The sequence below is a fragment of the Phyllobacterium sp. P30BS-XVII genome (assembly GCF_014138335.1).
GTDB lineage: Bacteria > Pseudomonadota > Alphaproteobacteria > Rhizobiales > Rhizobiaceae > Phyllobacterium > Phyllobacterium meliloti.
Map to the genome: position 1 here is coordinate 284,315 of NZ_JACGXO010000006.1, position 12,937 is coordinate 297,251.

The 12,937-nt window shown below is 55.3% G+C and carries 11 protein-coding genes; 10 read left to right on the forward strand and 1 reads right to left on the reverse strand.

Annotation, left to right across the window (positions count from 1 at the left end; genetic code table 11):
• Nucleotides 1–45: 45 nt before the first annotated feature.
• From FHW17_RS18115 to FHW17_RS18145, 7 genes are all read left to right on the forward strand, one after another.
• Complete coding sequence (locus tag FHW17_RS18115) at nucleotides 46–936, forward strand: LysR substrate-binding domain-containing protein (RefSeq protein ID WP_182510467.1); 891 nt, start codon at nucleotides 46–48, stop codon at nucleotides 934–936.
• 126 nt (nucleotides 937–1,062) lie between these two features.
• Nucleotides 1,063–2,169: an ABC transporter ATP-binding protein gene (locus FHW17_RS18120; protein ID WP_182510468.1), complete on the forward strand. Its 1,107-nt coding sequence runs from the start codon at nucleotides 1,063–1,065 to the stop codon at nucleotides 2,167–2,169.
• 46 nt (nucleotides 2,170–2,215) lie between these two features.
• Nucleotides 2,216–3,331 (forward strand): ABC transporter substrate-binding protein, encoded by a 1,116-nt coding sequence (locus FHW17_RS18125; protein ID WP_112529206.1) that lies wholly within the window; start codon nucleotides 2,216–2,218, stop codon nucleotides 3,329–3,331.
• A gap of 76 nt (nucleotides 3,332–3,407) precedes the next feature.
• Nucleotides 3,408–4,241 carry an ABC transporter permease gene (locus FHW17_RS18130; RefSeq protein WP_112529204.1) on the forward strand — a complete coding sequence of 278 codons (834 nt, stop codon included), beginning with the start codon at nucleotides 3,408–3,410 and terminating at the stop codon, nucleotides 4,239–4,241.
• A 3-nt stretch (nucleotides 4,242–4,244) separates the two neighbouring features.
• On the forward strand, nucleotides 4,245–5,057 hold the full coding sequence (locus tag FHW17_RS18135) for an ABC transporter permease (RefSeq protein WP_182510469.1): 813 nt from the start codon (nucleotides 4,245–4,247) through the stop codon (nucleotides 5,055–5,057).
• Nucleotides 5,054–6,442, forward strand: a complete 1,389-nt coding sequence (locus FHW17_RS18140) for an FAD-binding oxidoreductase (RefSeq protein ID WP_182510470.1) — start codon at nucleotides 5,054–5,056, stop codon at nucleotides 6,440–6,442. The genes FHW17_RS18135 and FHW17_RS18140 overlap by 4 nt, the downstream gene beginning before the upstream one ends.
• A gap of 471 nt (nucleotides 6,443–6,913) precedes the next feature.
• Nucleotides 6,914–7,915, forward strand: a complete 1,002-nt coding sequence (locus tag FHW17_RS18145) for an ABC transporter substrate-binding protein (RefSeq protein WP_113097813.1) — start codon at nucleotides 6,914–6,916, stop codon at nucleotides 7,913–7,915.
• A 297-nt stretch (nucleotides 7,916–8,212) separates the two neighbouring features.
• Here the strand turns inward: FHW17_RS18145 and FHW17_RS18150 are convergent, their stop codons facing one another.
• Nucleotides 8,213–10,258 carry an NADH:flavin oxidoreductase gene (locus FHW17_RS18150; RefSeq protein ID WP_182510471.1) on the reverse strand — a complete coding sequence of 682 codons (2,046 nt, stop codon included), beginning with the start codon at nucleotides 10,256–10,258 and terminating at the stop codon, nucleotides 8,213–8,215.
• Between the two features lie 288 nt (nucleotides 10,259–10,546).
• Here FHW17_RS18150 and FHW17_RS18155 point away from each other — a divergent pair, with 288 nt between their 5' ends.
• The 3 genes from FHW17_RS18155 (at nucleotide 10,547) to FHW17_RS18165 (ending at nucleotide 12,807) form a co-directional block, all read left to right on the forward strand.
• Complete coding sequence (locus FHW17_RS18155) at nucleotides 10,547–11,011, forward strand: GNAT family N-acetyltransferase (protein ID WP_113097822.1); 465 nt, start codon at nucleotides 10,547–10,549, stop codon at nucleotides 11,009–11,011.
• Nucleotides 11,012–11,126: 115 nt separating this feature from the next.
• Nucleotides 11,127–12,029: an ABC transporter permease gene (locus FHW17_RS18160; RefSeq protein WP_246706891.1), complete on the forward strand. Its 903-nt coding sequence runs from the start codon at nucleotides 11,127–11,129 to the stop codon at nucleotides 12,027–12,029.
• A 31-nt stretch (nucleotides 12,030–12,060) separates the two neighbouring features.
• Complete coding sequence (locus FHW17_RS18165; protein WP_112529192.1) at nucleotides 12,061–12,807, forward strand: ABC transporter ATP-binding protein; 747 nt, start codon at nucleotides 12,061–12,063, stop codon at nucleotides 12,805–12,807.
• Nucleotides 12,808–12,937 lie beyond the last annotated feature (130 nt).

The window sequence follows — 12,937 nt, forward strand, 5'->3', positions numbered from 1 at the left end:
TCAAAACGTGCAAATTCTATTCACCTCATCATTGGAATCCCGTTCATGCGCATTCCCTCCACGCAAGCCCTGCGGTCCCTTGAAAGCTTTGCCCGGCATGGCAGTGTCTGGCGCGCAGCGGATGAACTGCACCTCACCCGCAGTGCCGTCAGCCATCAATTGCGCCTGCTGGAGCGCGATCTCGGCTTTGAACTGCTGCAGCGCGATGGCAAGGGTGTTGCCCTCACCCCGCGCGGGCGCAAATATGCCAATGATGTGCGCAAGGCGCTGATTGTCATTGACGATGCCGGTGGCAGACAAAGCCCTGCCGGTGTGGGCGGTTCGCTATGCGTCAGCTCGACAGCGGGCTTTGCCTCGCTGTGGCTGTGTACCCATATTGCCGAGTTTCAGGAGAAATATCCTGAAGTATCACTGCGCATTGTCACGCCGCGCAAGCTTGATGATGTAACGGATTCATCTGTCGATATTTTTATAGCGTTCGGCGACGGAAACTGGCCCAACCGCGCGGTGGAGCTGCTCTGTGAGGTGGAGTTCACGCCACTATGCAGCCCGGTTCTGATCAACAAAATCGGCGGTATTGCTGAGCCAAAGGACCTGTTGCGCGCGCCTCTGCTGCATCTGGGCGATTTCGAAGACTGGACCCGCTGGATGGCGCTGGCCAATGTAGAAAACCCTGACTCCGAACGCGGCATCATCTTTTCCGATATGAATCTTGTCTATTCGGCTGCCATTACGGCGCAAGGCGTGGCCATGGGCGATGAGCTTACCTGCCGCAAAGCCATGAAGGCAGGTCAACTCATCCGCCCGTTCGACCTTGGCATCAAGTCGCCGAAATCCTATTTCCTCGTCACCGATTTCGCTAAAGCCGAGCATCCAGCCCAGCTGGCGTTCACGGAATGGCTGAAATCACGGCTGTCGCAAACGCGCAACGCCTAGACACCCGAACGGTGTTTTCTCATGCTGGCGTGAATTTCATTCACGTATCGCGGCAATATATTTCAATTGTCGTCACCGCAGATTGTGCCTAGGCTTTCCTAAAAAGCAGGGGAAAGAGGTCCATCAATGCCTCAAGGCATACAACTGGGCGACGCAAAGGCCGCCGAGATCAAGGCTGTATCCATTGGCAAGACATTCGGTGCATTCCGTGCGCTGAAAGACCTGTCGCTCGACATCGGACGCGGCGAGTTTTTGACCCTTCTCGGCCCTTCCGGTTCGGGCAAGACGACCTTCCTGATGATCCTTGCCGGGTTTACCGCCCCAAGCGAAGGCCGGTTGATGATGGACGGCAAGGACATCACGGATGTACCCGCTGAAGACCGCTCCTATGGCATGGTGTTTCAGGGCTACGCCCTTTTCCCGCATCTTACCGTCGAACAGAACATCGCCTTCCCGCTGAAAGTGCGCGGCCGTTCCTCTGCCGATATCAAGCGACGGGTCGGCGAAATGGTCGTGCGCGTTGGTCTTGTGGGCCATGAGAAAAAACTGCCAACAAAGCTTTCCGGTGGCCAGCAGCAGCGCGTGGCGCTTGCTCGCGCCTTGGCATTTGAACCATCGGTGCTTTTGCTGGATGAACCTTTTTCGGCCCTCGACAAGAATTTGCGCGAGATGATGCAGGAGGAAGTCAAACGCCTGCATCAGGAAACCGGCACGACTTTCGTTTTCGTCACCCATGATCAGTCTGAGGCGCTCGCCCTCTCCTCGCGGGTTGCGATTTTCAATCATGGCGAGTTGTTGCAGGTCGGACGCCCGCAGGATGTCTATGAGCGGCCAGCCAATCGTTTTGTTGCGGAGTTTCTCGGCGAGATCAATCTGCTGCCGCTCGGGGCCCTCAGGCTGGATGGCGATAAGGCGGCGGGCCAGTTTGAGGACCGCACGATTGTGCTCAACCAGACCGGCCCACAAATCGGCCAGAACGCCGTTGCCGCCGTGCGCCCTGAACATATGACCATCGCCGCCACGCGGCAAAACCCTGATCATAACGCCATCGCCTGCCGGATCGAGGATGCAACCTATCTCGGCGCTGTAACCAAATACCACCTGAAAACCCGCAGCGGAACATCCATCGCCGTGTCTATGCCGACAGCCGCAACCGCAGGCCTCGCCCATCGCGCGGATGTCTGGGTGTCATGGCCCACAGAACAGGGATTTTTGCTACCGCAGCAATCATAAAACGACGCATCCGGAATGTGACAATAACAATCCAAAGGGGAACACAATGGATCACGCATTTCAAAAAGACTGTCTGGAAATACTGGCCGACAAGGTGGAACGAGGCGAGATAAGCCGCCGCCGCTTCACCCAGATCGCCGCCATGCTGCTTGCAGGCGCGCCTGCCCTGCTGCGCTCCAACCGCGCTTTGGCCCAATCAAAAGATCTGGTTCTGGTCAATTGGGGCGGCGATGCCATGACCGCCTATGACAAGGCTTACGGTCAGCCATTCGCCAAGGAGAGCGGTATCGCCGTGAAGATGGATGGTTCCGGCCCGACGGAAGGCGCTATTACCGCGCAGTTCAAGAGCGGCAAGCCCAGCTGGGACCTGATGGATGTCGATCCCTTCTCCGGTATTACATTGGGCAAACAGGGCATGCTCGAGCCTATCGACTATACTATTGTTGACAAAAACAAGATGCGCCCCGGCTTTGGCTGGGATCACGCGGCTTCCACCTATTTCTTCTCCTATATCATTGCCTATGATTCATCGAAATTTGGCGATCAGGTGCCAACGGGCATGGCGGATTTTTTCGACGTAAAGAAATTTCCCGGCAAACGCTCGCTCTACAAATGGGGCTCGGCCATGTGGGAAGCCGCATTGATGGCCGATGGCGTCGCTCCGGAAAAGCTCTATCCGCTCGATCTGAAGCGCGCCCATGACAAGCTCGCGGCGTTCAAGGAAAACGTTGTCGCCTATTGGGGTGGCGGTGCGGAAAGCCAGTCTGTTCTCATGGATGGCGAAGCTTCCATGGCGCTGATCTGGTCAACGCGTGCGCAACTGCTTGAACAGGATTCCGGCGGCAATATCAAATTTGTCTGGGATCAGGGGCTGATTTCCCCCGGCGCACTGGCTGTGATGAAGAACAATCCCGGCGGCAAGGACAATGCAATGAAGTTCATTGCCAGTGCCCAGACGCCCGAACGGCAATTGCAGATGTTCGAACTGCTCGGACAAGGCCCCGCCAATCCGGCCACCGATGCACTCATTCCGGCGGATAAGAAACGGGTCAATTGCGTTGATCCAGCCAATATGACCAAGCAAATCCCGCTCAATATGGAATGGTATGCGGAGCACTATGCCTCGGCTTTTGATGAGTACACGAAAGTCATCTCGGCGTGATGAAGTGCGTTATCTCCCCCCTTGTGGGGGAGATACCCGCACCGCCTGCTTGTGTGCCATTTAAGAAGGACGCTGAATGACCGGAAAGTCGGTTTTACCCAGAACGATATTGCTGCTTGCGCCGCTGCTGCTGTTTCTCGGGCTTGCTTATGTCGTGCCGTTTCTCGGTGTCATCAGATGGAGCGTGACACTGCCGGAACCGGGGCTTGGGCAATATCACGCAGTGCTCACCGATCCTCTGGTCCAATCTGTCTTTATCCGCACCTTGCGTATCTGCCTGTTCGTCACGGTCGCGGCGCTCGTCATGGCCTATGCCATTGCCTATGTCTGGGTGCGCGGAACACCGGCACAGCGCATGCTGGCGGAATTCTGCATTCTCGTGCCATTCTGGATTTCGGTGCTGACGCGGGCTTTCGGCTGGCTCGCGCTCCTTTCCAATCGCGGCCTGATCAATACGTGGCTACAGGCGGCAGGCATCATCAGCGAACCGCTGGCGCTTGCCCGCAATGAATTTGGTGTCATCATCGGCATGACGCATTTTCTCATTCCTTTTGCTGTTTTTCCCATAGCATCCGCCATGCGCAGCATTGATGAGCGCGTGCTTCTGGCCGCCCGCGGCATGGGTGCCTCGCGCAGCCGCATTTTCTGGAGCGTGTTTGTGCCCCTCACCTATGGCGGACTGATCGGCGCGGCGCTGATTGTGTTTGTTTTCGCGCTGGGCTTCTTTGTTACTCCGGCCATTCTCGGCGGCGGGCGCAGCGTCATGGTGGCGGAGCTGGTTTATCTCAGGATTTTCCAGAGCCCGGACTGGGGTCTTGGTGCGGCGATCAGCGTCGTGCTTGTGGTCTTCATCGGTGTCCTGCTCGCCTTGATGCGGCGTTTCATCAAACCTGCGCATCTGGTGGGCTGAGCCATGCAGTCATCACGCCCCGGTCCCGTCCTGCTCATTATCGCCGCAGCCGTTGCGCTGTTCCTGCTGATGCCGCTTCTGGCTGTGGTGCCCGTATCGTTCACGCCGCAGCGGTTTTTGTCGATGCCAAATGGCGTGCTGTCACTGCGGCATTATCAGGCGCTCATCGATAATCCCGCTTGGGGGCAAAGCGTCTTGCTCAGCCTGCGGATCGGCATTCTCTCCAGCGCCATCGCAACGGTGCTGGCCACCATGTTCGGGCTTGGCATCTGGATGTTTCAGCCGCGCTTTTCCGCGCTGCTGATCGGCTTTGTTCTCCTGCCGCTGATCGTGCCGCCCGTCGTGTCAGCCATGACGCTGTATTTCCTGATGACCACCCTTTCCGCCTTCAACAGCTTTATCGGTTATGACACATGGATCGGTGTTGCCCTCGCCCATGCGGTGATGATCACACCCTTTGCCGTGGTTCTTATTCTGGTGGCGCTGTTTCAGGTGGACCGCCGCATTGACCTTGCCGCGCGCGGCCTTGGTGCAAACCTTACCACCCGTGCCTTTCGCATCATCATTCCCAACATCAGGTTCGGCATTGCCACCGCCGCGCTGCTTTCCTTTGTGTTGTCGTGGGAAGAGATCGGCGTCACCCTGTTTATCACCAGCGTCAACGCCATTACTCTGCCGCGTCTGATGTGGATGGGCCTGCGCGACAATATTGATCCTGCCATCGCCGCTATTTCCGTGCTTCTGATCATCGTGACCGCCGTCATCCTGGCTTTAAGGATTTTCATCGAACGGCGCGGGGCATCGGAGACGAAATGACAGCAGATGATATTCTGGCCGCGCTTGAAGCTATTACCGGCGCTGGAGGCATCAAAAAAGGTGAGGCCTTGCGGGCAATTCATCCCGGTTCCGATGAGCATAATCTCAATGCCGATCTGATGGTCATCCCGCGCACAACGGGTCAGGTTGTAGAAATCCTAAAATTTTGCAACCAAAACGCGATATCGGTTGTACCTCATGGCGGACGTACCGGCCTTGCCGGAGGTGCTGTGTCGGCTAAAGGCGAAATTATCCTCTCGCTGGCCGCGCTCAACCGCATTGAATCCGTTGAAGCGGCGGCAGGAACTGCCATTGTCCAATGCGGCGTCACACTGCAAGCCTTGCAGGAAGAAGCTGCCAAGGCGAAGCTGACCACCGGCATTGATATTCCCTCACGCGGCAGCGCCACTATCGGCGGCATGATTTCCACCAATGCGGGCGGCATGGAAGCCTTTCGGCAGGGTGTCATGCGCCAGCGGGTGCTGGGGCTTGAGGTGGTTCTGCCCGATGGCTCCATCATGAGCGACCTTGCACAAGTGACGAAGAGCAATGAGGGTTATGACCTGAAACAGCTCTTTATCGGGGCGGAAGGCACGCTCGGCATTGTCACCCGTGCCGTTATCAAGCTCGCTCCGGTTGATGAGTTCACCGCTACGGCGCTCGTTGCCTGCGAAACCGCCAACAAAGCCGTCTCGCTGTTTCAGGCCCTCCGGCACAACCGTTCGGTCACTCTTTTGCGTACCGAGTTCATGGGGGAGCGCTATTTCCGCGTTGCCGTTGAAGCGCTTGGGCCAGCATCGCTCGCAGCGTTCACCGAGGCACCTGTTTATCTCATTGTCGAGACAGAAGGACTTGACCAGCAAGGCGCACAGTCATCGCTGGAAGATGCGCTGGCTATGGCTATCGAAAACGATCTGGTGCTCGATGCAATCATTGCCCAGAGCGGCAAGGAGCGAAACGACATCTGGAATATCCGCGAAGACAGCAATGTCATCACCCGCGCTCATCCACATGGCTACTGGTTCGATATTTCCGTGCCGTTGCAGCATCTTGACGCCTATATCAGGCAGTTTGACGCGGGTGTTGCCGCACTTGGTCCCGATGTAAAAGGCTTTGCCTTTGGTCATCTCGGTGATGGCAACCTGCACATCTGTGTCGCCGGGGAGAACGGCAATCCTGACAAGGACGCGGTTAAATCGGTCGTCTATGCCAATCTGCGTGAGATGGGTGGCTCCTTCTCCGCCGAGCATGGAATTGGCCTTGAAAAGAAGCCGGAACTGCACGCGCTTGTTGATCCGGTAAAGCTTTCGTTGATGCGGGCAATCAAGCGGATAATTGATCCATGCAACATCATGAATCCGGGGAAGGTTGTTGATGTTTCCTAGTAACGCATCTGTTTTGCGTGGTTCGTGGTTGAACATAACAACCTTGAGGGAGATACCTCTTCCCGTCATCCTCGGGCTTGACCCGAGGACCCACGCAAATGACAACAAAACAAGCGCTCCGTCTTCATGGGTCCTCGGGTCAAGCCCGAGGATGACGGAGATTGGTGGATGTGAGGAGGCAAAATCGGCGGCGTCTGCGATTAGCGTTGCATCCCCACTCTCCCTCATGGTTGTTATGTCGAACCACGAACCACGCCCCCTCACCCCAAACCCCAAACCAACCATGTCGCAGCCAACAAAACATGTGGCGCGTTCGGGCTTCTCGACCACCCCAGGCGGGGTTATCGTTTCTCCATGGTCCAGCTTTTTTCTATCGGCATTATCGGGACCGGGTGCAGTTTCTGCGTCCGGTGCGTCGGCAGATGACCATCTCCAAGACAGATATCAAAAACCAATAAAAGGGGTTCTCACATGAAGACATTATTGATGAGCGGCGTCATGGCATTCACCCTGCTGGGTGCGGCAGGTGCTGCTTCAGCCGCCGAATGCGGCGATGTGACGATTGCCAGCATGAACTGGCAGTCGGCGGAGGTACTCGCCAATCTCGACAAGATCATTCTCAACCAGGGTTATGGCTGCAATGCCGATATTGTTCAGGGTGATACGATCCCGACGCTGACCTCCATGACCGAAAAGGGCCAGCCTGATATCGCCCCTGAAGGCTGGGTGGATTTCATGCGTGATATCCTCGACAAGGCGGTGGCAGACGGCAAGCTTGTTTATACGGGCAAATCGCTGTCAGATGGCGGTGTTCAGGGCTGGTGGATACCAAAATATCTCGCCGACGCCCATCCTGATATCAAAACCATTGACGATGCGCTGAAACATCCGGAACTGTTCCCGGCGCCGGAAGATGCATCCAAGGGCGCTGTCTTCAACGGTCCTCCCGGCTGGGGCGGCACATTGGCAACCACCCAGTTCTTCAAAGCTTATGACGCGGAAAAGCAGGGCTTTACGCTGGTTGATACGGGTTCGGCTGCCGGGCTCGATGGTTCTCTCGCCAAAGCCTATGAACGCAAACAGGGCTGGGTTGGTTACTATTGGGAACCGACTGCACTTCTCGGCAAATACCAGATGGTCAAGCTCGACCATGGCGTGCCTTTTGACGCCAAGGAGTGGAAGCGCTGCAACACTGTCGCCGATTGCGCAGACCCGAAGAAGAATGCATGGGAACTGGCCGAAGTCGATACGGTTGTCACCAAGAAATTCAGCGAGCGCTCCGGTCCTGTGATGGACTACCTGAAGGCTCGTTCGTGGTCCAACAAGACAGTCAACGAGCTTCTGGCGTGGATGACTGATAATCAGGCCACCGGCGAAGATGGCGCGAAATATTTCCTCAAGAACCACGAGGATATCTGGACCAAATGGGTCAGCGCCGATGTCGCAACGAAGGTAAAAGCTTCGTTGAAGTGAGTAGTGAGTAGTGAGTAGTGAGTAGTGAGTATCTCCCCTCTATTTGGGGAGATACAATGGTCTGGCACCGCTTTTCCGCCAATTGATATCGGGTGGCGTGGTTCGTGGTTCGACAAGCTCACCATGAGGAACAGTGTAGAAGAAAGGGAGCCACCTTCTGCACCCTTTACGCTGCAATCTTTGCGATTAGCGTTTCATCATCCCTCCCCCTCATGGTGAGCTTGTCGAACCACGAACCACCCATCACGGTCATACAACCAATATTGAACCACGCACCGTGCTACACTCAAAAACGCATCAGAACCTGATCGCGTAACGCAAACCATCATAGATCGCTGCATGGATATTGCGGGCATGAACGGCATCGCCAATGCGCAACAGATCGAATTGCCCATCAGCCTGCCGCTGCGGAAAAATGGCACCGCCATTGACCAGACGATCATAATCCACCGCGCCGCCATTGCGTGAAAGTGGTTTTAATTCACGGTAGAGATCATCAATCGGCAAAGTGCCGTGTTCGACCACCACCTGATCCACCAGACGCTCCTCGCGATATTCAGGATCAAAATCAGAACCCAGAACAGCGACAAGCTGGTTGCCATTGCGGGTAACGCTCACCAGCCGCGTGTTGATTGTCACCCGCACACCATGTTGCTGGAAGGTCCGCATATAGGGCACATGGTTCATGCCACCCATTTCAGGCGCAAAGAAACGCTCCGGGCTGACAAGTTCAAGTTTTGAACCTGAGCGTGCGATCATCTCCGCTGCGCTCATGCCCTGATGCCCGCCATTATCATCGTAAAGCAGGATATTTTCGCCGGGCTTTACCGCGCCAGCCAGAATATCCCAGCTTGATGTCACCAGTTCATCACCCGCCTGCAGCGGCGGATTTTGCGGCAAGCCGCCCGTTGCGATCACCACCACGTCAGGCGCAAGACCAAGAACGTCCCCAAGTTCCGCCCAGACATTGTAGCGCATGGACACACCAAGCCACTCCAGTTCCTCAAGGCGCCAGTCGACAATGCCGATCATCTCCCTGCGCCGCGGATTCTGCGCCGCTAGCCTGACCTGCCCGCCCGCCTGATCCGATGCTTCCAGCACCGTAACGCTATGGCCGCCTTCTGCCGCAACGCGCGCCACTTCCAGCCCTGCGGGTCCCGCACCAACAACAACGACATTGCGACTGTCTTTGGCCTTAGCAATGGTGTGCGGCATGGTGCCTTCACGCCCCGTTGCCGCGTTGTGAATGCATAGTGCCTCTCCGCCCTCATAAATGCGGTCAAGACAATAGGTTGCGCCGACACATGGCCGGATACGGTGTTCTTCGCCTGCCTCAATCTTACGGACAATATGCGGATCGGCAATATGCGCCCGGGTCATACCCACCATGTCGAGTTTCCCCTCGGCAATGGCATGGCGCGCGGTGGCGACATCGGCAATGCGCGCCGCATGGAAAACCGGAAACTTTGTTTCCTGCCTGACCTCACCGGCAAAATCGAGATGCGGCGAAGACCGCATGCCCTGAATGGGAATAACGCCGTTGAGCGCCGCGTCCGTATCGATATGGCCGCGAATAATGTTGAGGAAATCGAACTTGCCCGATGCTGCAAGACGCCGTGCAATCTCCACGCCTTCCTGCCGCGACAACCCCTGCTCCCAGTCCTCATCAGCCACCATGCGGATACCGACGATAAAATCCGGCCCAACGGACCGGCGCACCGCATCAATCACAGCCCAGGTAAAACGCAGGCGATTATCAAGCGAACCGCCATATTCATCGTCACGCCGGTTGGTGGCGGGCGACCAGAACCCGTCCATCAGATGACCATAAGCTTCGAACTCGATGCCATCGAGCCCGGCAGCCTGCATGCGCTGCGCCGCCGCTGCATAATCGGTAATGATCCGCTCGATATCCCAATCCTCCGCTTCTTTCGGAAAAGCCCGGTGGGCGGGTTCGCGCACCGGCGACGCCGATACCACCGGCAGCCAGTCGGCCTTGTTCCAACTGGTGCGGCGGCCAAGATGTGTCAGCTGGATCATAACGGCGGCGCCGTTTTCATGACAATCGTCGGCAAGCTCACGCAGCCACGGCACGATCTCGTCCTTATAAGCATGAAGATTGCCGAATGCCGGAGGAGATTCCCGAGAAACAACAGCCGATCCCGCCGTCATCGTCAGGGCAAGACCGCCTTTTGCTTTCTCCGCATGATAGAGCCGGTAGCGCGTTTTCGGCATTCCATCTTCCGAATAAGCCGGCTCATGACTGGTCGACATCAGGCGGTTTTTCAGTCTCAGATGTTTAAGCTGATAGGGCTGCAGAAGCGGATCGTCATGTGAGGACAATAGTATCGGTTCCCGTTGTTTTCATGATCCTACAACAGGCGCCAGTCCGCATGTTTCTCTCGCGCGACCTATTGTGGTGTGGATTCGTCATATGAATTTCACCTTACGAACATCCTCATCCAGTTTCGCCGCTATAAATTGGAATCGAAAGTGCCACCGACATTCACAACCGCTTGATTGGAAAAAAATTCTCTAAATTCAGGTGAAACACATGCGTCTAGAAATAGATGAAAAAATCTCATGCCTGAATTTCTCATAGATTCAATCGACAAATGATGGATGTTTCCGATGATCAGCGAAATTACCTGCCCCGAAAACAAGAGCACCCTTTGCACCGAGATCATGAGCGGATTGCCGGAATGGTTCGAAGAACCGGCGGGCATCAGCGCGTGCGCTAAACTGGTGATGGACCTGCCGGTACTGGCAAGCGTGGAGCAAGATATCTGCAACGGATTTATTGCCCTGAAATATCACCCGCCGGCAGCCGCAGAAATCTTTGTCATTGCAACGCGCAAACAATGCCATGGCCAGGGAATCGGTCGTTCCCTGCTACGAGCAGCCGAGGAGCATGCCCGGCAATCCGGCTGCTCTTTGCTCACGGTCAAAACCCTCGCGCCACGCGGCAAGCATGAACCGCACCTCGACGATACGCGCGCATTCTACGACAGGAACGGCTTTCTCAAAGCGGAGGTCTTCCCTACATTATGGGCTGAAGGACATCCTTGCCTCTTTATGGTGAAACCTCTGAACTAATGCAGAGCGCTGCCATCTTTCGACCAAGAGTCCTGCTTACGAACCTGACCTATCATACGGTCGGGGGTTTCAGACGATACCGCTTCATGCTACCGCGCGTATTCTTGCGGTGTTGATGGAATGCGATGCTGCTTGGAATCGCAGTGACAACAGGTGTATAGGCAGGTCAAATGCTGTATCGACGAAACCTCATAGAAAGACGCGCATTCATATGACCATCGCGAGTTCGAAAAAAATCACGGCATGTGAGGATATCTCCAGCGCCGTCGGCAACTTCCGCCTCGCAGCACTCCTGGGTTGGCAGGATGTGGCTCAGCGCTACCGCCGGTCGAGCGTCGGTGCTTTCTGGCTAACCATCAATATGGGTGTTCTCATCGCGGCCCTTGGAACGATCTTCGGCACCATTTTTCGCTCCCCCATGTCGGAATTTCTACCCTTTATTTGCGTTGGTCTCATTCTCTGGGGTTACTATTCTCAATTGGTCAACGACGGCTGCGTCTGTTTCATATCCAATGCAGAAACCATGCTGCAGCTTCCGTTGCCTTTCTTTACCTACGTCTTGCGCACATGGTGGAGAAACTCGATTATCCTTTTCCATAACATCGTAATTTTCCCAATTGTCCTTCTGATCTTCGGAAAGTTTGTTGGATGGACCGCGCTGCTTGTTATTCCAGCTTTCGTCCTCGTTTCGCTCAATATGCTTTGGATAATGGTCATACTGTCGGTGATCTGCACGCGCTATCGCGACCTAACCCAAATCATTCAGAACATCATGCAAGTCGGCATGTACGTCACGCCGATCATGTGGCAGCCACATCAATTGCCGGAAGACAAGTCAAGCGTCATACTGGACCTCAATCCCTTCTATCATCTGATCAGTGTCATCAGGGAACCGTTGCTGGGTGGAATGGGCACTCCACTGAATTGGTACGTGGTTATCGGCATGGCCATCATCGGCTGGATTGTCGCGCTGCTTTTTCTGAACCGTTACCGTTCACGCATCACCTATTGGCTGTAAAACGCCACTCTATCCAATTGCGAAGGCAATCATGACCTCAATGATTCTCGAAGACGTCACAGTCGATTTCCCGATCTATAATGCGAAAAGCCGTTCCCTCAAGAACCAGGTGATGAGCCTGGCGACAGGCGGCACAATTGGTTCAAACTCTGAAGGCCACGTCGTTATTCGCGGACTCGATTCCATCAATCTCACTCTGAACGAGGGAGAAAGACTTGGCCTGGTCGGCCATAACGGATCGGGAAAAACGACACTGCTGCGCGTCATGAGTGGCGTTTACTATCCTTCCGGCGGACGCATCGCGATCAATGGAAAGTGCACCTCCCTGATCAATATTTCCCTTGGTATCGACGCTGAGGCGTCTGGCCGGGAAAACATTGGCATCCGCGGTGCTTTGCTTGGTTTCTCTAAGCGGGAGATGGCAGCAAAGCAGGCTGAGATCGAAGAATTTTCAGAGCTCGGTAACTTCCTGGAAATGCCCGTTCGTACATATTCCACAGGTATGCAGCTTCGTCTGGCATTCTCGATTTCAACGGTTATCCAGCCTGAAATCCTCATCATGGATGAATGGCTGGCGGCTGGTGATGAAAGCTTTCACAACAAGGCCAACGAACGTCTGCATGAACTTGTGAACAAAACCAAAATTCTTATTATCGCAAGCCATTCGAAAGACCTGCTGACCAAGAACTGCACGCGCATTGTTTGGCTGGAACATGGTAAGATCAAAATGGATGGAGACGCAGAGACTATTGCCGATGCGTATTTTGGAAACCAGTGAAGAAAAACACGTTGAGCTGTTGTTTTTGCATTCAACGATCAACCCATCGTTGAATGCATGAAGCCTATACGCCCTTTAAGCGTGATAGCTTCTGCCATCAGGCGAACCAAAGCGCCTTTGGGAACCCTTC

Bases quoted from the DNA above. Each gene is read 5' to 3' on its own strand.
- FHW17_RS18115 (WP_182510467.1), top strand. From the start codon at position 46: ATGCGCATTCCCTCCACGCAAGCCCTGCGGTCCCTTGAAAGCTTTGCC.
- FHW17_RS18120 (WP_182510468.1), top strand. From the start codon at position 1,063: ATGCCTCAAGGCATACAACTGGGCGACGCAAAGGCCGCCGAGATCAAG.
- FHW17_RS18125 (WP_112529206.1), top strand. From the start codon at position 2,216: ATGGATCACGCATTTCAAAAAGACTGTCTGGAAATACTGGCCGACAAG.
- FHW17_RS18130 (WP_112529204.1), top strand. From the start codon at position 3,408: ATGACCGGAAAGTCGGTTTTACCCAGAACGATATTGCTGCTTGCGCCG.
- FHW17_RS18135 (WP_182510469.1), top strand. From the start codon at position 4,245: ATGCAGTCATCACGCCCCGGTCCCGTCCTGCTCATTATCGCCGCAGCC.
- FHW17_RS18140 (WP_182510470.1), top strand. From the start codon at position 5,054: ATGACAGCAGATGATATTCTGGCCGCGCTTGAAGCTATTACCGGCGCT.
- FHW17_RS18145 (WP_113097813.1), top strand. From the start codon at position 6,914: ATGAAGACATTATTGATGAGCGGCGTCATGGCATTCACCCTGCTGGGT.
- FHW17_RS18155 (WP_113097822.1), top strand. From the start codon at position 10,547: ATGATCAGCGAAATTACCTGCCCCGAAAACAAGAGCACCCTTTGCACC.
- FHW17_RS18160 (WP_246706891.1), top strand. From the start codon at position 11,127: ATGGAATGCGATGCTGCTTGGAATCGCAGTGACAACAGGTGTATAGGC.
- FHW17_RS18165 (WP_112529192.1), top strand. From the start codon at position 12,061: ATGACCTCAATGATTCTCGAAGACGTCACAGTCGATTTCCCGATCTAT.